The sequence below is a fragment of the Paenibacillus sp. FSL R5-0914 genome (genome assembly GCF_038004525.1).
Classification (GTDB): Bacteria; Bacillota; Bacilli; order Paenibacillales; family Paenibacillaceae; genus Paenibacillus_AQ.
Window position 1 is genome coordinate 3,480,869 of record NZ_JBBORH010000001.1, and the last position, 18,882, is coordinate 3,499,750.

25 protein-coding genes are annotated in these 18,882 nt (G+C 44.5%); 19 read left to right on the forward strand and 6 right to left on the reverse strand.

Features of this window, described 5'->3' with window-relative positions; genetic code table 11:
* The first annotated feature begins 54 nt into the window (after positions 1–54).
* Together MKX60_RS15385 and MKX60_RS15390 are read left to right on the forward strand one after the other, a co-directional pair.
* Positions 55–447: a hypothetical protein gene (locus MKX60_RS15385; RefSeq protein ID WP_341060233.1), complete on the forward strand. Its 393-nt coding sequence runs from the start codon at positions 55–57 to the stop codon at positions 445–447.
* Positions 448–575: 128 nt separating this feature from the next.
* On the forward strand, positions 576–1,592 hold the full coding sequence (locus MKX60_RS15390; protein ID WP_341060234.1) for a S66 family peptidase: 1,017 nt from the start codon (positions 576–578) through the stop codon (positions 1,590–1,592).
* 45 nt (positions 1,593–1,637) lie between these two features.
* Here the strand turns inward: MKX60_RS15390 and MKX60_RS15395 are convergent, their stop codons facing one another.
* The 4 genes from MKX60_RS15395 to MKX60_RS15410 form a co-directional block, all read right to left on the reverse strand.
* A complete protein-coding gene (locus tag MKX60_RS15395) occupies positions 1,638–1,922 on the reverse strand; it encodes a YxcD family protein (protein WP_076285455.1) in 285 nt (94 codons plus the stop codon).
* Positions 1,923–1,930: 8 nt separating this feature from the next.
* Positions 1,931–2,359, reverse strand: a complete 429-nt coding sequence (locus MKX60_RS15400) for a hypothetical protein (protein ID WP_076285456.1) — start codon at positions 2,357–2,359, stop codon at positions 1,931–1,933.
* A gap of 201 nt (positions 2,360–2,560) precedes the next feature.
* Positions 2,561–3,121: a beta-class carbonic anhydrase gene (locus MKX60_RS15405; protein ID WP_042189481.1), complete on the reverse strand. Its 561-nt coding sequence runs from the start codon at positions 3,119–3,121 to the stop codon at positions 2,561–2,563.
* 21 nt (positions 3,122–3,142) lie between these two features.
* Positions 3,143–3,478, reverse strand: coding sequence for an iron-sulfur cluster biosynthesis family protein (locus MKX60_RS15410; protein ID WP_042189479.1), 336 nt, complete (start codon positions 3,476–3,478; stop codon positions 3,143–3,145).
* 163 nt (positions 3,479–3,641) lie between these two features.
* On the opposite strand from MKX60_RS15410, the gene MKX60_RS15415 reads away from it, so the two are divergent.
* The 8 genes from MKX60_RS15415 (at position 3,642) to trmD (ending at position 9,747) form a co-directional block, all read left to right on the forward strand.
* On the forward strand, positions 3,642–5,159 hold the full coding sequence (locus MKX60_RS15415) for a carboxypeptidase M32 (protein ID WP_339796846.1): 1,518 nt from the start codon (positions 3,642–3,644) through the stop codon (positions 5,157–5,159).
* Positions 5,160–5,215: 56 nt separating this feature from the next.
* Positions 5,216–5,863, forward strand: a complete 648-nt coding sequence (gene trhA / locus MKX60_RS15420) for a PAQR family membrane homeostasis protein TrhA (RefSeq protein WP_042189474.1) — start codon at positions 5,216–5,218, stop codon at positions 5,861–5,863.
* Positions 5,864–6,012: 149 nt separating this feature from the next.
* The gene (gene ylxM, locus MKX60_RS15425; RefSeq protein WP_036688609.1) at positions 6,013–6,369 is read left to right on the forward strand and encodes a YlxM family DNA-binding protein; all 357 of its coding nucleotides are present in this window, start codon (positions 6,013–6,015) and stop codon (positions 6,367–6,369) included.
* A gap of 20 nt (positions 6,370–6,389) precedes the next feature.
* On the forward strand, positions 6,390–7,775 hold the full coding sequence (gene ffh / locus MKX60_RS15430; RefSeq protein ID WP_042189471.1) for a signal recognition particle protein: 1,386 nt from the start codon (positions 6,390–6,392) through the stop codon (positions 7,773–7,775).
* Positions 7,776–7,822: 47 nt separating this feature from the next.
* Entirely contained in the window at positions 7,823–8,095 is a 273-nt protein-coding gene (gene rpsP / locus MKX60_RS15435; protein WP_036688604.1) for a 30S ribosomal protein S16, read from the forward strand.
* A gap of 22 nt (positions 8,096–8,117) precedes the next feature.
* Complete coding sequence (locus tag MKX60_RS15440) at positions 8,118–8,348, forward strand: KH domain-containing protein (RefSeq protein WP_042128982.1); 231 nt, start codon at positions 8,118–8,120, stop codon at positions 8,346–8,348.
* A 92-nt stretch (positions 8,349–8,440) separates the two neighbouring features.
* Positions 8,441–8,965, forward strand: coding sequence for a ribosome maturation factor RimM (gene rimM, locus MKX60_RS15445; RefSeq protein ID WP_076299254.1), 525 nt, complete (start codon positions 8,441–8,443; stop codon positions 8,963–8,965).
* Complete coding sequence (gene trmD, locus MKX60_RS15450) at positions 8,965–9,747, forward strand: tRNA (guanosine(37)-N1)-methyltransferase TrmD (protein ID WP_076285457.1); 783 nt, start codon at positions 8,965–8,967, stop codon at positions 9,745–9,747. The genes rimM and trmD overlap by 1 nt, the downstream gene beginning before the upstream one ends.
* Before the next feature lie 677 nt (positions 9,748–10,424).
* Here the strand turns inward: trmD and MKX60_RS15455 are convergent.
* Complete coding sequence (locus MKX60_RS15455; RefSeq protein WP_156113147.1) at positions 10,425–10,601, reverse strand: hypothetical protein; 177 nt, start codon at positions 10,599–10,601, stop codon at positions 10,425–10,427.
* Between the two features lie 206 nt (positions 10,602–10,807).
* Here MKX60_RS15455 and MKX60_RS15460 point away from each other — a divergent pair, with 206 nt between their 5' ends.
* Entirely contained in the window at positions 10,808–11,035 is a 228-nt protein-coding gene (locus MKX60_RS15460; RefSeq protein WP_042189469.1) for a hypothetical protein, read from the forward strand.
* A gap of 57 nt (positions 11,036–11,092) precedes the next feature.
* Here the strand turns inward: MKX60_RS15460 and MKX60_RS15465 are convergent, their stop codons facing one another.
* Positions 11,093–12,043, reverse strand: coding sequence for a hypothetical protein (locus MKX60_RS15465; RefSeq protein ID WP_076299253.1), 951 nt, complete (start codon positions 12,041–12,043; stop codon positions 11,093–11,095).
* A 414-nt stretch (positions 12,044–12,457) separates the two neighbouring features.
* Between MKX60_RS15465 and MKX60_RS15470 the strand changes: the two genes are divergently transcribed.
* From MKX60_RS15470 to MKX60_RS15505, 8 genes are all read left to right on the forward strand, one after another.
* Positions 12,458–12,748, forward strand: coding sequence for a hypothetical protein (locus tag MKX60_RS15470; protein ID WP_076285405.1), 291 nt, complete (start codon positions 12,458–12,460; stop codon positions 12,746–12,748).
* A gap of 147 nt (positions 12,749–12,895) precedes the next feature.
* A complete protein-coding gene (gene rplS, locus MKX60_RS15475) occupies positions 12,896–13,240 on the forward strand; it encodes a 50S ribosomal protein L19 (RefSeq protein ID WP_042128973.1) in 345 nt (114 codons plus the stop codon).
* A gap of 296 nt (positions 13,241–13,536) precedes the next feature.
* Positions 13,537–14,145 (forward strand): signal peptidase I, encoded by a 609-nt coding sequence (gene lepB, locus MKX60_RS15480; protein WP_042189466.1) that lies wholly within the window; start codon positions 13,537–13,539, stop codon positions 14,143–14,145.
* 29 nt (positions 14,146–14,174) lie between these two features.
* Positions 14,175–15,035, forward strand: coding sequence for a ribosome biogenesis GTPase YlqF (gene ylqF, locus MKX60_RS15485; RefSeq protein ID WP_042189465.1), 861 nt, complete (start codon positions 14,175–14,177; stop codon positions 15,033–15,035).
* 265 nt (positions 15,036–15,300) lie between these two features.
* The gene (locus tag MKX60_RS15490; protein ID WP_042189464.1) at positions 15,301–15,912 is read left to right on the forward strand and encodes a ribonuclease HII; all 612 of its coding nucleotides are present in this window, start codon (positions 15,301–15,303) and stop codon (positions 15,910–15,912) included.
* Positions 15,913–15,984: 72 nt separating this feature from the next.
* Positions 15,985–18,141 carry a DNA ligase gene (locus tag MKX60_RS15495; protein WP_341060235.1) on the forward strand — a complete coding sequence of 719 codons (2,157 nt, stop codon included), beginning with the start codon at positions 15,985–15,987 and terminating at the stop codon, positions 18,139–18,141.
* Positions 18,138–18,446, forward strand: coding sequence for an EscU/YscU/HrcU family type III secretion system export apparatus switch protein (locus MKX60_RS15500; protein ID WP_042128964.1), 309 nt, complete (start codon positions 18,138–18,140; stop codon positions 18,444–18,446). The genes MKX60_RS15495 and MKX60_RS15500 overlap by 4 nt, the downstream gene beginning before the upstream one ends.
* The gene (locus MKX60_RS15505) at positions 18,443–18,829 is read left to right on the forward strand and encodes a YraN family protein (RefSeq protein WP_042189462.1); all 387 of its coding nucleotides are present in this window, start codon (positions 18,443–18,445) and stop codon (positions 18,827–18,829) included. Before MKX60_RS15500 ends, MKX60_RS15505 begins: the two co-directional genes overlap by 4 nt.
* Positions 18,830–18,882: the final 53 nt, after the last annotated feature.

The window sequence follows — 18,882 nt, forward strand, 5'->3', positions numbered from 1 at the left end:
ATATAGGCTTCTGCATAGAATGGAGCAAATCCATTTACGGAGGTCAGAGCATCCATGTCGACATATAACACTGGGCAAGAGCAGAATGTGATTTATCAGGCCGATCCTGCGGTGATCCGGCACCTGCACGGTGTCCGTGATTCCTTGCATCAATCTTGCAAGCCCTACCTAAACCATAGGGTGAATGTACAGACTTTAGATGGCTTAGTGCATGAAGGCACTATTGCCGGAGTAGATAATAAACATTTGTATTTGAACGTTGCAGTTAATGGGCAAATGCCGCGCGGATATTATAACCCTTACCAACCGTATCATCCGGGTCCTGGTCATGGTCATGGTCATGGTCATGGTCCGTATCCCGGCCCGGGTCCTTACCCAGGTCCTCCTAATAATAATGTGATCTTGCCGCTTGTGTTGTTCGAACTGCTAGCTATTTCTTTACTCTAAAGTTGAATTCTATTGAATAAGAGCATGTACTGGTTTTGCGATCGTACGTTGACGCGACTAGTCATGTTCTTTTTTTGTGTAATTGATGTGTACTCTTGATATAATTGCTGTAATACTGGAGGTGTCATATGATTAAATATCCGATTTTGAACAAGAATGCGACAATAGGGGTGACAGCACCTTCATCTGGAGTAGGCGCTCAAAATGCACAGTTAATTAAGTTGGCTTCAAGTCGTTTGGAATCTAAAGGATTTAATATGATTTGCGGGGATACGGTATGGACGCAAGAGAAGGCTAAATCGGCACCGGCCAAAGTTCGTGCTCAGGAGTTTAACGAGATGATGAGCGCTGAGCATATTGATATCCTTATTCCGCCTTGGGGCGGGGAGCTGTTAATTGAGGTTCTTGAGTTTATTGATTTTGATACCATGAAGGACAAATGGATCTTAGGTTATTCAGATATAAGCGTGCTGTTGCTTGCAGTTACGTTAAGAACAGGGATTGCCACGGCCCACGGGACTAACCTTGTTGATTTAAGAGGAGAGTATTCAGATGATACCACAGCCATGTGGGAAGCGGTTCTAGAGACGAAAGCAGGGGGTTCTATTGTCCAGCATTCATCGCTTAAATATCAGGGGGAATGGCAACATGATGCTCCTACGCCTTATGTATTTCACTTGACAGAAGATACCCGTTGGAAGACAGTATCCTCTGGTCCTGTAACTATGAAAGGGCGTCTGCTAGGGGGCTGTATAGATGTAATAAGGCATCTGATTGGCACACCATTTGGCAATCTGCGGCATTTCCAAGAACAAATGATTAACAATGAACCGATCCTATGGTATTTGGAAAACTGCGAACTGAATACGGTTGATGTACGTAGGTCATTAGTTCAGATGAAGCTCGCAGGTTGGTTTGAGAATTGTTCTGGCATTATGTTTGGCAGAAGTCCTGCTAATCGACCAGTAGAGAACTATATGGCCGAAGACATCTACGCAGAGCTTTCTGAGGAGCTCCAGGTACCTATTGTGTATGATATCGATTGTGGTCATATTCCACCGCAAATTACGCTGATTAACGGTGCGTACGCTGAAGTTGATGTGACGGACGGAGTAGGAACGGTAAAGCAATTTTTCTATGAATAGATGCATACAAAAAAGGGACAACCATTTGGGTTGTCCCTTTTACTATTAGTTTCCTGTAGTTACAATTGCAGTGATTTCCTCATCTAGGTCTAGCCTTACATCTTCGCGGTATGCACGAATGCCATATTCGCTAAGCATGTAACGTAGGATCGCCTCGATCATGTTGGACTCAACTAAATATTGACTACGTCCCTGTACCCAAACCTCAGCAGAGTATCCGGTGTCTTCGTCCCAGCTCAGTTCTACTTGAACATCTTCAGGGCGAACCGCTTTACGTTCAGCCATGTGTAGGCAGAGGGCATTGATGATCTCATCCATGCTTAGAACCATTGTTGACATTAGTAACGCCCACCTTGATCTTCTAAGCGACGACGTTCTTTTCTGCGACGGAAGAAGGACATCACCAGCATTACGAGCACATAGATAGCAAGCATATTAATGACGAATCCTAGAATGTTACCGAAGGCACCCATACCGGCGAACATTCCGCCGAACAGTAACCCAGCCAAACCACCGATCATCATACCTTTCATTAAGCCACCACCGCTGAAGAATCCCCGTTTCGTATTCGCAGTAGATCCTGATGTGGAGCTTTTAGTGCTATCGCTTTTTCTTACGTTATCGGTTGTTGATTTTTTTGGAGTTGTTGAATAGCTGCGAGTGCCGGATTTAAATCCGCCACCACCTCGCTTCGCATCCACAAAGTTCGGGGTAGCTACGGCGAAAAATAGAGTAAAGGCCATTACAATCATCATTACGCGTTTCATTGGTTTCATTTAGTACGAAAACCCTCCTGTGAGTATGAATTTATGTGCATGTTCAGTATTACGCAGCTAGTCCTACTAGGTTTCAATTTTTATTTAAAATATAAGAAAGTATATGCTTGTCATAATTTATACTTTTTTAATCAGAAAAAAAGCGTGGATCCAGGATCCACGCAATTAGCAGATAGAAGGTAGTTACTTAAATCATTTATACCCATCAACGACAAGCTCAAGCGCTCCGGTAGCCGGATCGATGATCATGCCATGCACTGGTACATTTGGGGGTAGTAATGGATGCTTATTGATCAGATTCACAGTTTGGGATACCCCTTCTTGGATATTGTCAAACCCGCGTAACCACTTGGTAAGCTTGATCCCGGAATTCTCCAGCGTGTTTAGCACCTCTTCGGATACTCCGCGTTCTTTTATGGAATTGATCATATGATCTGCATTGAGGGAAGCCATACCGCATTCATAGTGCCCAACTACGATAACTTCCTCCGCGTCAAGTTCATATAACGCAACCATGACACTACGCATAACACTACCAAAAGGCTGAGAAATAACCGCTCCGGCATTTTTGATGATTTTAACATCACCGTTTTTAAAATTCATCGCTTTTGGTAATAGTTCAACCAGACGGGTATCCATACAAGTGATAATCAACATTTTTTTATCTGGATAGCGGCTTGTTAAATACGCTTCATACTCTTTATTCTCTACAAAACTCTTATTAAAGTTAATAATATCGGATACATGGCTCATGGCTATTCTTCCTCCCTAAAATCACTGAATTGTACTTACATTACGCATATCTCTTACCAGAATGTTTTTTCCGTAAATCTGTGAATCACTGTCTAGCTTAAAGGAAGAGAATCTTTCCTCGGCATCCAGACGCATCTTGTCCTCATAAAAGATTTCCTGCTGGCGGCTTACGATAAAGGGAAGGGAATCACTTTCCATCCTGGAATCGCCGTCCTCCACTTCTGAAACAATCAGTAATACATTAATTCCGTCACACCCGCAGCCTTCCGTATCATAAAAGAGCTTGAAAAATCCTGGCCGATCTTCAAGCCTTTCCTTCAACTTCCTTTCTGCGAGAGGTGTAACTTGAATCATCATAGCCTGTTCACGCTCCTTTGAATTTTGTGCGAAGCAAGATCTGCTTCTTATGTAACCCATTGAATATTTTAAATTAGAGATGTAATCTCTGAAGTTGATTATACTCATTCAAAAAAGTATCATCAAGAGGAGTCGGCAAAACAGAGAAAGCAGGTGTAATAAAATGGAACAGCAAGTGAAGGAACAGTGGGAGAAATTTAGCGAGTTATTATCAAAAATAAGTGGATATTCAGAGGCCATAGAATTACTTCACTGGGATTTACGCACCGGTGCGCCACGTAAGGGAGTGGAGGTTCGTTCGGGTACGATAGGGATGCTGAGTGGAGAACTGTTCAGACTCGGAATTTCGGAGGAGATGGGAGATTTTACAGCATTTTTTACCCGTCCTGAAGTGATTTCCCAGCTATCACATGATCAGAAGAAGATCGTTACCGATTGCCGTAAAGAATATGAGCGCAGCAAGAGCATCCCTTCCAAAAGATTTGAGGAGTACGCTGTCCTGTCCGCACATTCCCAAACCATCTGGGAAGAAGCCAAGGAGAACGATGATTTTGCTACTTTTGAACCTTACTTAAGCAAGATAGTTGCTCTAAAGCAAGAATTTATCGATTATTGGGGTGTAAAAGGAACGCGGTACGATACGCTTCTTGATATGTATGAGCCTGATCTTACGGTAGAAAAAGTGGATGAAGTATTCAGCCGCCTGCGCAGCCGTTTGGTACCATTGGTAGAAGCTATCGCTGCTTCGCCCAATAAACCAGACACAAGCTTCTTACAGCAGATCTTCCCTAAAGAACAGCAGGAAAAGTTCGGCAACTTTATTTTAGAGCAAATGGGCTACGATTTTGACGCAGGTCGTTTAGATGAGAGTGTGCATCCTTTTGCAACAGGATTGAATCCAGGCGACGTTCGTATTACAACCGCTTATCTGCTTGATAATGTGACTAGTGCCATATTCAGCTCACTACATGAAGGTGGACATGCGCTTTATGAGCAAAATATCAGCAAGGATTTTGTTGGAACACCACTGGCACAAGGTGCATCGATGGGGATTCATGAATCTCAGTCGAGACTATGGGAGAACATGATCGGACGCAGCCGGGCTTTCTGGCAACGTTATTACGGGGATCTTCAACAACAATTCCCGGAACAGCTTGCAAATGTGGAGTTGGAAGATTTCTACCGGGCGATCAACAGCGTGGAGAACTCATTTATCCGGATCGAAGCAGATGAGCTTACATACAATCTGCACATTATCGTGCGTTATGAGATCGAGAAGCTTATTTTTAATGAAGGCCTTTCTGTAAAAGACTTGCCTCAAGTATGGAATGCTAAGTATCAAGAGTATCTGGGTATTACTCCGCCATCTAACGCACTTGGTGTGCTGCAAGATGTCCATTGGTCTGGCGGGGATTTCGGATACTTTGCTTCCTACTCCTTAGGTAATATGTACGCTGCACAGATTCTGAATACACTTCGCAAAGAGTTACCGGAGTTTGATGAGTTAATTGCTGCAGGGAACCTGTTACCTATTAAAGAGTGGCTAACCGATAAGATCTATCGTTTCGGCAATAGCTTAACGCCTTCACAAATTATTGAGCAAGTAACGGGGGAACCACTGAGTCCAGATTATTTAGCTGATTATTTAGAAGCGAAGTATACGGAGATTTACAAACTGTAATCCAGTAGGGTACGCGTGGTATAATAGAAAGAAAGCTTAGACGGAAGGATATGGATATGGCAAATACTCACACCTACAGCCGGAGAGAAGAAGTCGCGAATGCGATTACGCACGGGATTGGAACGGTATTAAGCGTGGCTGCACTTGTTCTGCTTGTTGTTTTTGCAAGTCTGAAAGGAACGACATGGCATGTGGTCAGCTTCTCCATCTATGGAACGACAATGCTGCTTCTGTATCTGAATTCAACACTAGTGCATAGTCTCAAAGAGGGTAAGGCGAAGGATTTGTTCGAATTTTTCGATCATTCCGCTATTTATCTGTTTATTGCTGGCACGTATACCCCCTTTTTGTTAGTCGCCATTCGGGGAACGCTTGGATGGAGTTTGTTCGGCGTTATTTGGGGAATCGCAGTGTTCGGCGTTTTCTTCAAGGCATTTTTTGTTAAAAAGTTTCTGTTCATGTCCACCATATTCTACATCGCAATGGGCTGGCTAATTGTAATCGCTTGGAACCCTCTTTCGGCTGTTGTAGCAGACGGAGGAATGATCCTGCTGATGGCTGGAGGTATACTCTATACATTAGGTACTGTTTTTTATGTATGGAGAGGGTTTCCATACCATCATGCGATTTGGCATGTATTTGTCCTTGCGGGTAGTGTCACACACTTCTTCGCCGTATTGATTTATGTACTACCGATCCAATAATTTCAAGCGTATTTATTGCGTGAAAAAGGGATTTTTAATAAAGAAAGAGATGACAAGCAAAAATGCTTGACATCTCTCTTTCTTTTAGGTATCATAAGGGACGTTGTGAAGGTGTAAAGTGTTTTTCCTTGACGAAGGGAGTGCCCTTAATGAGTCAGGAGAATAGGCTCGAGAAAACGAATCGTATCAATCTGCTTTTTGCCTTTTATGAACGACTGCTTACAGATAAGCAGCAAACGTTTCTTAAATATTATTTTCACGACGATTTTTCCTTGGGAGAGATTGCCGCTGAATTTGAAATCAGCCGCCAAGCCGTTTATGAACATATTAAACGGGCGGAGCAAGTCCTAGAAAATTATGAAGAAAAACTTGGTTTATTAGTGAAGCATGAGAGTCGTACCAAATATTTAGAAGAACTGCGCAGACTGCCGGAGAATGGGATGCTGCCTGAGCAATATAAACTTCGGTTCGCGGAGATCGTGGATCGCTTGCAGAGGTTAGAGTAGCATGAAGGGAGAAACTGCATATGGCGTTTGAAGGTTTAACCGGAAGATTGCAGAATGTGTTCAGCAAGCTGCGCGGTAAAGGTAAAGTATCCGAAGATGACGTAAACGAAGCTATGCGCGAAGTACGGTTGGCCCTTCTGGAAGCCGACGTTAACTTCAAGGTAGTTAAAGAATTCGTGGCTAAGGTGAAAGAAAAGTCTATTGGCACAGAAGTGATGGACAGCTTTACACCTGGGATGGTCATTATCGACATCGTTAACAAGGAACTAACCGAGCTGATGGGCGGAAGCCAAGCGAAGCTGGCCAAGTCGAACAAGCCACCAACTGTCATTATGATGGCGGGTTTACAAGGGGCGGGTAAGACAACCACTTCGGGTAAGCTGGCGAAGCTGTTACAAAAGGGCAATCATCGTCCATTGCTTGTTGCGGCAGATATTTATCGCCCTGCTGCGATCAAACAGCTTCAAGTACTTGGAGAACAAATTAAAGTTCCAGTATTCTCGCTAGGTGATCAGACTAGTCCGGTAGAGATTGCCAGACAAGCTGTACAACATGCGAAGGATAACGGACTTGATTATGTAATTATTGATACTGCAGGCCGCCTGCACATTGATGAAGAATTGATGGAAGAACTGAAGCAGATTCACAACATTGTAAATCCTGATGAAGTTCTGTTAGTAGTAGATGCAATGACCGGTCAAGATGCCGTGAACGTAGCTGAGAGCTTTAATAAGCAGCTTGAGCTTACAGGGGTTGTATTGACGAAGCTTGACGGCGATAGCCGCGGTGGTGCTGCACTATCCGTCAAAGCCGTAACTGGTTGCCCGATCAAATTCGCTGCGCTAGGTGAGAAGATTGACGCATTGGAGCCGTTCCATCCGGAACGTATGGCTTCGCGGATTTTGGGTATGGGTGACATGTTGTCGCTGATTGAGAAAGCTCAAGCGAACATTGACACTGATAAAGCTAAGGAAATGGAACGTAAGATGCGCAATGCAGAATTTACGTTTGATGATTTCCTTGAGCAAATGGATCAGGTGAAGAAGCTTGGCCCGATCGATCAAATTCTTGACATGCTGCCTGGCATGAACAAAGCCAAGGGCATTAAGGATTTGAAGGTTGACGACAAGCAAATGGGCCGCGTTGAAGCCATAGTTCATTCTATGACTAAGACGGAAAAGCGTCAGCCCGAGATCATCAACCATAACCGCCGCAAGCGTATTGCTGCTGGTAGCGGAACTTCGGTTGCCGAGGTCAACCGCCTCATTAAGCAATTTGATGAGATGCGTAAGATGATGAAGCAATTCTCAGGCATGATGGGCGGAGGCGGCAAAGCCTCTAAGAAGAATGCGATGAAGCAGCTTAAAGGTCTAGGTGGAAAAGGTATGAAGTTCCCTTTTAAATGATCTTGCTGTTCTAATATCTCGAAACTATTATAAGGAGGTGATTTTTCGTGGCAGTACGTATTCGTCTGAAAAGAATGGGAGCGCATAAAGCGCCTTTCTATCGTGTAGTGGTTTCCGATTCCCGGTCCCCTCGTGACGGTCGTTTTATCGAGGAAATCGGTTATTATAATCCGATTGAACAACCGGCAGTAGTTAAGATCGATGAGGAAAAAGCTCTTAAATGGCTTCAAACAGGTGCACAAGCATCTGATACAGTACGCAACTTGCTTTCCAAAGCAGGCGTAATGAAGAAGTTTCATGAGCTTAAGCAACAGAAATAATGACTGATTGCGAGGGTCCTCTATGGAAGAATTAGTTGGAGTAATTGCTAAGGCTTTAGTGGATCATCCAGAAGATGTGACGGTACGAGCGGTGGAGAAGGATCACCTAATTGTCTATGAACTGTCCGTACATCCTGATGATGTTGGGAAGGTCATTGGCAAACAAGGAAGGATCGCTAAGGCGCTCCGTACAGTAGTCACATCTGCAGCAGTCAAGAGCGATAAACGCGTAACTGTAGATATTTTATCTTAAATGATGCGTACAATGAGGGGCTAGGGATAGTATATCCCGGCTCCTTTTTGTTCAAATATAGATTAGATGAAGCTCGTAAAGGAGAGGGTTGTATGACAGAAGAGTTAACCGTAGGCAGACTTGTGAATACGCATGGTATTCGTGGGGAGATTAAAGTGCTATCCCATACCGATTTCCCTGATGTTCGTTTTGCTGCAGGTAAGAAGCTGCAGGTGATCCCTGCAGATGGCAGTTCTAAATTCGAAGTAACTGTAGAATCCGCTCGTGAGCACAAGGGTATGTTCATCGTTAAGCTCAAAGGGTATACGAACATCAATGAAGTGGAAAAATATAAAGGAAGCCTCCTGAAGGTTCCGAGTAATGATCTGGTGGACCTCCCTGAGAACGAATACTACTTCCACCAAATCGTCGGTTGTGAGGTATACACGGATGAAGATGAAAACAAACCTCTCGGTACGATTACAGAAATCTTACAGCCTGGTGCGAATGACGTATGGGTTGTTAAGCCTGCAAAAGGACAAGACATTCTAATTCCTGTAATCAACGATGTAGTCCTGAATGTGGATATAGAAGCCAAACGAATTGTTGTCCATTTGATGGAAGGGTTATTGCCATGATGAGAATTGATGTGCTTACGCTCTTTCCGGAAATGTGCGAAGGCGTATTCAGCACAAGCATTCTTGGTAAAGCACGTGAAAAAGGAATCGTCTCCTTAAATGCTGTGAACTTCCGTGATTTCTCGGGAAATAAGCATAATAGTGTGGATGATACACCGTATGGCGGTGGCGGGGGTATGGTGCTCAAGCCTGATCCGATTTTTAATGCAGTCGAGCATGTGCTTGGTATTACACCGAACGAGGAAGATCACAATCGATCTGATGAAGTGGTTTCTGTGAAACCACGTATCATCCTTATGTGCCCACAAGGAAAAACTTACAATCAGAAGATTGCAGAGGAACTGGCGCAAGAGCAGCACCTAATCTTCATATGTGGGCATTATGAGGGATATGATGAGCGGATTCGTGAGCATCTGGTAACTGATGAACTTTCAATGGGTGATTACGTGCTAACAGGTGGAGAGCTGCCTGCGTTGACGGTTATAGATTCCATAGTCCGGCTTCAGCCAGGAGCACTTGGAAATGAAACCTCTGCGATATCTGACTCGTTCAGCACTGGACTGCTAGAATATCCACACTACACACGTCCTGCCGAGTTTCGCGGCTGGAAGGTACCGGATATTTTGCTGAGTGGTCATCATGCTAACATCGACATATGGCGGAGAGAGCAAGCACTGCTGCGCACGTTGGAACGCAGACCGGACCTGCTTGAGACTGCAGAACTTACATTGAAAGACAAAAAGACACTGGAACGTCTAAGAAATGTGGACAAACCGGAGTGATAATTTAATGAAACAGGTATATTTGACGTCTTTTTAACGTATCTTACGTTGAGGAGGCGTTTTTGTTATGTGTACCTGAGAACAAATAAAATAATAGTTTTCAAAATAATATGAGTATTGGTGCGTTAAAAGCTTCTTTTTAGGGTAATGAATAGAGGTGCCGCACTAATATATGCAGCTGATAACGCAGCAAGCTTAACTATTGAAGGGAATGAACTGAAGTGACTACGAAGACGCATGAAGAATTCAAGCCTAACGTGGACACAATCCACAAGGAAGCGGAGCCGCTCCGCACCGTGAATGATATTATCGATTTTTATACAAATCGCAATTCCCATTCGCCATTTAAAGAGTGAACATATAGGATTGAATGTTAGGGATTGATTGTTAGGCTTAATAAAACCATTAGATACAGTGAATTTTGTGTTCGCTGTCGCTAATGGTTTTATTCTTTTAGAAGGTAACAATGCTTGAATCCTATTACTCCGGTTAAACTGTAAATAACCACTTTCCGATGAGATCTAGTATCTCAGCGAAAAGTGGTTATTTTTGAAATTATAAGAAAGTATAAGTTTCACGATATACTTTATTCTTATAATTCTCGCACAAACGCTTACCGTCCTTAAAAGGACGCCGTAGGCGTTTTAGCTTGCTATAAAAGTTCGTGGAGGCACATGTTATTCTTTGCGTAAGATTTTGTGTACTCCTGTAAGGAGTGAGTACAGCGCAACACATACGAGAACAGTAACAGCCCATGCGTAGTTGCGAACGGTGTAAGTAAGTGAAGCTAAAATAACGAAAATGGTGATACGCAGTACGCCTTCTTTAATAAACTGTTTTCTTTCTACATTCATGAGATTGGCCTCCTCGAATGGATGGGATATTGCGGACTGCTAGCCGTAGATAGGTCTTACATTATCTATAGCCTTGAGGAATACGAAAGATACAAGGATCGAAAAAAGTAAATATTGACCCAAAGTCCGACCTATGTAAGTTCGCCGTTACCGACCTGTACTCCTACACATAGATTATATCATTACGAACAAGGAGGAGTACACTAGTGGAAGCTTATTATAATTGTTTGCGTTGTAAGGATAGAAGGGTGCGGATTCTGACTAGAGACGGTAGACAGCATGAAGGCGTTATTACAGATGTAGACAGATACAATGTTTACTTAAGAACTGACAATGGTTCTGTGCATACTTCTGCTTTTTGGGGAAATTCTTTTGCCGGAAATCAGATCTTAACTTTAAGTTTATTCACTCTGCTAGCCATCGCATTAATCTAATCGTTAGGAACCAAAAACAGACCGCCCGATTATCCCGGACGGTCTGTTTACTGCTGATTACTGTACTGTAATTGCACCTATATTTGAGCTTAGGGACAATAAGGGGCCGCCCCCATTGATATCGGTCTTTCCGCCTTCTACACCTTTGATTTGCCCGAGATCACTATTGGCTTCTAAGCTGCATTTCATACCATCGGCTAGGACAGCACTGAGGCTGCCGACCTCTGTTTTGGCTTTTAGGCTGCTATCATCCTTCATCCCTGCTATATCCATTCGTATGCTGCCAGTATCGGATTCTATAGTGGATTTGCCAGTGATTTTAGCTCTTTCAATATTGATCGCTCCAACGTTGCTGACGATTTGATAATTCCCCTCTAGATTGTGAAGACGAATTTGACCTACGTTATTTGTGATTTTATATTTATTCATGCTGGCGGGGAGCTCTATATTATAGCTTATGCTAAAATCTGAATATCCATATTTGTCTTGCGCCCATGTCCATAAGTCCTTTTTAGGACTTGATTTGGAATGCGTGGACACCTTCAACGTATCACCACTGACCTCTACTAAAACTTCAGCATCATCTATAATCTTTTGACGGTCAGACGCATGGAGAGAGCTGTTGTGGGCTGAGATCGTTGCATTTACATGGATCAGATCTCCTGTAACAGCTGTAACTTCTATTTCTCCTACTGCATTGTCCATGCTGAGTACGGATGCTGAACCGATCGCTTGAGATACGGAGAGTTCTTTGCTAATGCTGTCTGCTTTAACTTCGTCAACTACCTTAGTAGCTGTTTCCTCAACGGCTTGCTGCACAGTTGCAGCTGCTTTTCCTAGCTCTTGCTTGACAACTTCACCAATGTTCTGGTGCACATTCTCAGAAATACTCTTTTCAACCTCATTTTTGGCAGATTGTCTGCCTGGTAATTCAGTGCAACCGGCCAAAAGTACGATAGATAATACGGCTACTGCTGCTAATACACTATTATTATTCCTTTTCCTCATTGAAAAAACTCCTCCTCATATATGGGTGTATGTGATCTGACATATGTGATTTCGTTATGTACTTCTGTAAGTATAGCTTATGGAATTTATCTGTAAAAACGGCTGGAGGCGGGTTATTATACTGGACCAAAGACTAGGTCTCAAAAGTGTTCACTACACTTCGATTTTTAATTGTGCTAAAATAAATGAAAGATCACTCGCTGAATAAATACGATACGGGTACATATTTAAAAGGGCGCGGAAATCCTCATATAGAACCTTCAGCAGCTACTGGAAATCGCTTTTTTCGGATAGAAGTGCATAGGTGTGCTAAGGCTACATTGTATACAGATATAGACCGTTACCTCACTTGCAGAACAGGGCGGTCTTTTTACTTTCTTTCTTTAATAAATCCTGAAGGGTGGAGGGAGCCAAATGAAATATGTAGCCATTTTGCTTGCCTTAGTAGTTTTGACAGGCGTATATTTTTTAGTCTGGAAACGGAAAATAAATACTGCAAAAAATTATCCGCGTACCACTCAGAGCAATGTAATCTCAATGGATAGTCATCGTAAAGCCAAACAGAGCCCAGGGGAGCAGCCTTGCTCTTCTTGTAAGAAGAAGAATGGAAAGCTAGTCTTCTATGCACAAGATAATGGAACTGTGGTTGGTCTATGTAAAGATTGCCAATCGAAGGCGAAAAAAAGAGATATGCTACCGCTTTAAATAGAAAAAATAAGTTGTATTAGCCCGTCCTTTATGGTATTATTATCTCTGTTGTGTGGAATACGGTGGTCCGCTGCGGATAATGAGGGAGAGCAAAGATCTCTCCGGAAGAGGCAAGAACACCTGTACGGAAGGAGGAAGTCCTTAATGAATATCCTACAAGCTATTACGCAAGAGCAACTTCGTAAAGATATCCCGAGTTTTCGCCCGGGTGACACTTTGAAGGTGCATGTAAAAGTAATCGAGGGAACTCGTGAGCGTATCCAGTTGTTCGAAGGCGTTGTAATCAAACGTCGTGGCGGTGGAATCAGTGAGACTTTTACGGTTCGTAAAATTTCTTACGGTGTTGGTGTGGAAAGAACATTCCCAATCAACTCGCCTAAAATCGAGAAAATCGAAGTGGCTCGTCGTGGTAAAGTGCGTCGTGCTAAACTTTATTATCTTCGTGAACTACGTGGTAAAGCAGCGAGAATTAAAGAAATTCGTCGCTAGAATAGTGACAAAGGAAAGGGGCTTGAATTCAAGCCCCTTTCGTTTTATTATTTTATGAAAATATAAGAAAGCATCAGTTTCACGTTATACATTATTCTTATATTTCTCGTATAAACGCTTACCCGCCTTAAAGGACGCTGAGGGCGTTTTAGCTTGGCATACAATGCGTGCGACATATACGCTTGGGGATCAGCTTCTCCGAAAAGGCCTCCTGAAGGAGTATCTGTGGAGGGGTTTTTGGCAGGAGCTTTTTTGTGTTGTATAGTAAGAGTAGTATTAAGAGAGGACGGTGAACTATGCAGCAGGAACAAAGTGAAACTTTGGAATCAAGCGCGCAGAACCCACGTAAACCTAAAAATGAAGTCTTGGAATGGGTCAAGGCCATTGCGATTGCTTTAGTGTTGGTTTTTCTGATTCGCTGGCTTTTGTTCAAGCCTTTTATTGTAGATGGACCTTCCATGCAGCCTAATTTCCATACTGGTGAACGTGTTATCGTAAATGAGATTTTGTACGATATTAGATCTCCGCAGCGGGGCGAGGTTATAGTATTCCACGTGCCATCTGAGGGTAGAGATTTTATTAAACGTGTAATCGGTGTCGCTGGAGATACTGTGAAAGTAGAAGGGGATGTAGTTACAGTTAACGGGGAAGTTGTTAATGAGACCTATATCCAAGATGCAATTGATGCAAAGCATAGTATCAACGCTCTGTATAATAATAAAGATTTCCCTAATGAAGAGTTCCCAGATGGTACTGTACCTGAAGGACATGTGTTCGTTATGGGGGATAATCGCTCGGATAGTACGGATAGCCGAATGATCGGTTATGTACCTCTGGGGGATATTGTAGGCCGTGCAGATTTAATCTTCTGGCCGATAAAGGATATTTCACTGATTAACCATTAAGTTGACAGAAGTCAAAGGAGGTGACGGCAATGGCCATTCAATGGTTTCCTGGTCATATGACGAAGGCTAGGCGGCAAATCGAGGATAAGCTGAAGCTGATTGATGTTGTAATAGAATTGCTCGATTCCCGTCTGCCGCTTTCCAGCCGCAATCCGATGATTGACGATATTTTGCGGGACAAGCCAAGATTGATTATTTTGAACAAAGCGGATCTGGCAGATCCAGAAATTACACGGAAGTGGCTGGCGTACTTCAAGGCACAAGGGCATGTTGCTTATCCTGTTGATGCATCTACTGGAACAGGTGTAAAGGATATTCCAGAGCAAGTCAAGCTGCTGCTAAAAGAAAAGATTGACCGGCAGATTGCAAAAGGAATGAATCCGCGAGCGATGCGTGCATTGATCGTTGGTATTCCTAACGTTGGTAAATCAACACTCATTAACCGGATGGCTGGTAAGAGTATTGCTGCTACTGGTGACCGCCCAGGGGTAACCAAGGGTCAACAGTGGATTAAGACAGGCGGCAACTTGGAGCTTCTGGATACCCCAGGTATTTTATGGCCGAGATTTGAGGACCAAGAAGTAGGTTATCGCCTAGCGGTAACAGGTGCAATAAAGGAAGAAATCCTGAATATTGAGGACATCGCCTTTTATGCAGTGAAATATTTGGTGAAGGACTACGGCTCTAGATTTCAAGAACGCTTTGGCATTGAGAAGCTTCCTGAGGATCTGGAGAATCCAGATGAGATCGTAGCTGTTATGGAAGCCGTGGGTCGTAAACGCGGTTGTCTAATTAGCGGTGGACGTGTAGATCTGGAAAAAGCTTCGCGGGCCTTGTTGCATGAGCTACGGGCAGGTAAGCTTGGACGCTTTACGCTGGAAACGCCTTAAATGGTGTGAATTCTGCGTTTAATGGACTAGGTATGGAAGAGCCATCCGAAATTTCGGAGGCTCTTTTTTTATGTTTTGGGTCCTCGACAAAGTACCTGAGTACGCCTCAAGCTAAGCCCCACTTTGTGGGGATATTTTATGGGAATGGATTAAATTGGAACGTCTATTTTAAGATGACCATGTAAGCTTTACTATGATAAGCTGACTTATATAGATCATAGAATAATTCATAATTGGCGGTGACAAATTAGTGAGTTCGTTAGATATGTTGGCCTATGAAAAAGAAGGCTGGGAACAGTCTTATCGCCGAATAGCAGGCGTAGATGAAGTAGGAAGAGGTTGCTTGTTTGGGGACGTCGTCGCAGCAGCGGTGATTTTGCCAGAGGGGCTTATTATTGATGGAGTGAATGATTCCAAAAAACTTACAGCTAAAAAGAGAGATGCTTTATACGAGATTATAATGGAGCAAGCGCTGGCCGTGGGTGTGGGGTATGTAGACTCTACTGTTATTGATGAGATTAATATTAAGCAAGCTTCACGCCTGGCCATGAAAAAGGCGGTTGAGAGTCTAGAGCACACTCCTGACTATATGCTGATCGATGCTGAAAAGGTAGACCTCCCTTTGCCACAACAGGCAATTATTAAAGGAGATGCTAATAGTCAGTCCATTGCAGCAGCTTCGATTATCGCTAAAGTGACACGAGACAGGTTGTGTGAAGGTCTGTGGGAGGAATTATACCCTGATTATGGGATTGCGATACATAAAGGTTACGCGACCAAGCTTCACCGGGAACAAATTACGGCTCTAGGTCCAACACCTATGCATCGGCGCAGTTTTATTGGACGGATTCTCGCGGAGCAGCAAACGTTATTCTAGAAGCAATGCTTAAAAAAGTAGGATGAATACCGATATAGTAAGAAGAGAGAAAATGGAGGGAGGAGAAACGGTATGAATATCGGAACATTGATCCGTGGATTGCTTGGAGAACAAAAACCGGGTGCAGCGAAGTCTTTAGAGTTAAAAGAAGGGCAAGTTGTTCGTGGTGTTGTTCTCTCTGTATCGGATTCAGGCAAAGAAGCGGTTGTGCAAATCCAAGGTACACCTGTTCGTGCAGAATTAGAAACACCATTACTGCCTGGAGAAACCTTGAATTTACAGGTTGGATCACCCGGAGAAGGTGGATTACCCGTATTGAAGCCGGTCTCCCTCGGTGAAACGGCGTTAGTCACTCCCCAAAGCATGGGTGAGGCCTTGGAGTCGCTCGGATTAGCTGATTCCAAAGCAGGTCGAGAAATTGTACTAGCGATGCAAGCAGGAGGCGTTCCACTTACAAAAGAGACAGCGGCTTTGCTGGATGCGGTAATGAGTGCAAAACCAGCTGGTGTGCCTGCTTCAGAGTGGCTTGACGCAGCTGTCATTTCTGTAAAGCGGGGACTACCCGTTACAGCTGAGAGTGTGAGAGGATTGCAGCAGGCTGTATTTGGCCCGCAGCTGCATCAGCTTTTATCAGCACTGGAAGATCAGATTACTATATGGGCAGGTCAAATTGCTAATGAAGAAACAATAACCGCAGAATCTAAAGCTGGAATGGGTACAATTACTGGAAAACTCGAACCTTCGGTAACTGCAGGTGCTGGAAGTGGGAATAACATGGGTGTTGTAGAGAGTGATGTCACAGAAGCTGACCCTATACAATTGGCAGCTAAAGGAAATGGACAAGCTACAACTAAAACTGCTGAAGGCACTATCGCTAGCGGAAGTACCGCTCTTTCGGAAGGAGCAGCTGAAGGTGCTCTGAAACCGGTTGAACAAGGTACGCCAGTCAAGGTGACTCTTAATATAGCTTCTGATAATGAAACGGGGATTGGAACTGGCAAGCCAGTTGTAGTTGATGAGACAGGTGAAGGAGCTCAGATCTCCAAGGGTGGTATTGTTACAGAGCCTATGGCTGGTAAATCAACACCTGCTATGACATCCGGCGCTCTAAATAGTGCGTTAAGCGCTCAAGCTGATAGTGCGGTGAATAATCCTATCCGTTCCAGTGAAGTTGAGATTCAGGGTAATGCCTTGAATTTGAATAAGGATGGGGCATTGGATAGTGCTATACAGGCAGATAAGAGTCGGGCTGCCTCGATGGATAAGAGCGGGGCTATGCCGGGTGGCGCGAGTGTGAGCGCCGAAGGAACTGCTGCTGGTGCGGCGCCCCACGCAGCAAGTGGTACCGCCCTGCTTGCGAAGCTGCAGGGCGTGCTCACCGAGCTGCGCGGCAGCTTGCCGCAGCTCGCCATGGTCCCGCCCGCTGACGCGGCGGGAGCAAGCCCTGCCCCCGCGGCTACTGCGCCGCGCGGGGAGGCCCCGGCTGCGACGGCTTCGCCGGTGCAGCCGGACACCGCCCCACCCGCGGACGCGGAGTCGTGGGTGGGGCGGGTGCTGAAGCTGCTCGGTGCGGAGCACGAGCAGCAGGCGGTGCGCGGCGTCGCAGTAGCCGCCGCTGAGACGGCCCGCGCGGCGACAGGTACGGCCGCGCTTGGCAGTGCGGGTGTCGGAGGCGAACAAGCCACCGACACCTTAAAGGGCGTGCTGCTGCAGATCATGAGCAGCAGCGAGGTACCGCCAGCGGTAAAAGAAGCCGCGAGCGGACTAGTGCAGCAGCTGACAGGACAACAGCTGCTGCTCAATACAGATCGAACGGCTCCTTTCGCGCAAGTAACTTTGTTCTTGCCGCTGCAAGGTCCAGATGGGCAGGAGACAGCTTCCGTTCATATTCAGTCGCGCCGGGGACGCAAGGGTGAATTAGATGCTGCCAATTGCAGGCTCTGGTTTGATTTGGATATGAAGCAGATCGGCCAGACACTGGTTGATGTGCAGGTTGTTGATCGAATCGTTAGTCTTAAGCTGCATAATGATCATCCTTGGGTGCTTGAGCTGCTGGAACAGCGGCGTGATGACATTAAAACGGCAGTAGAATCTATTGGTTATCAGTTGTCGGGATTAAGAACTGAACCTTTACCAGAACTAAAGCTATCTACAGAACTTGCCAATCCCCATAGTAAGCTTGTTGATTATGTTCCTGATGCTTATAAAGGAGTGGATTACCGTATATGAACGAGAATGAGCCTGTACCTCCAATTTCACAAGGGCTCAAAAAAGCGGTCGCTCTCAAATATAGCCCAGGACAAAGCGAGGCACCTGTCGTTGTTGCCAAAGGACAAGGGGCGATAGCGGATCTGATTCTGCAAAAAGCTAAAGAGAGTGGGGTTGCTGTCCAAGAGGACGCAGCTCTCGTAGAAGTTCTTTCAAAGCTCGATCTAGATCAACAGATTCCATCTGAACTTTATCAGCTAGTGGCTGAAATCCTCAGCTTTGTGTATCAGAGCGACCGTTCCGCCGGTGAACGGAGACCGGAATGAAAGAGCCATACACAAGAGAACGCTACAACCGCAAACAGAAGGGAGCCGCTGCTGAAGACGGGGCTGTGCAGTACTTATCTACTTGTGGGTACAAGATCTTAGAACGAAATTGGCGTTGTCGAACCGGAGAACTTGATATTATTGCGGAGAACGAAGGCTGTATTATTATTGTTGAAGTTCGCAGTCGTAGTGGAGAGCTATATCAAGGGACTCCGGAGGAATCTGTGAATACTCGAAAAATACATCAAGTGCGAAATACAGCACAGGTTTATTTGCATATGAAAGGTTATGATGATCGAAGAGTAACTTTTGACGTCATTAGCATTTTACTGAATGAAGATTTAAGCATTGCTTCTTTGGGGCATATACGTGAGGCTTTTTAAGCTGCACCCCATATTCTCACGCCATTCATTATGGGCACTAGCATTCTTATGAA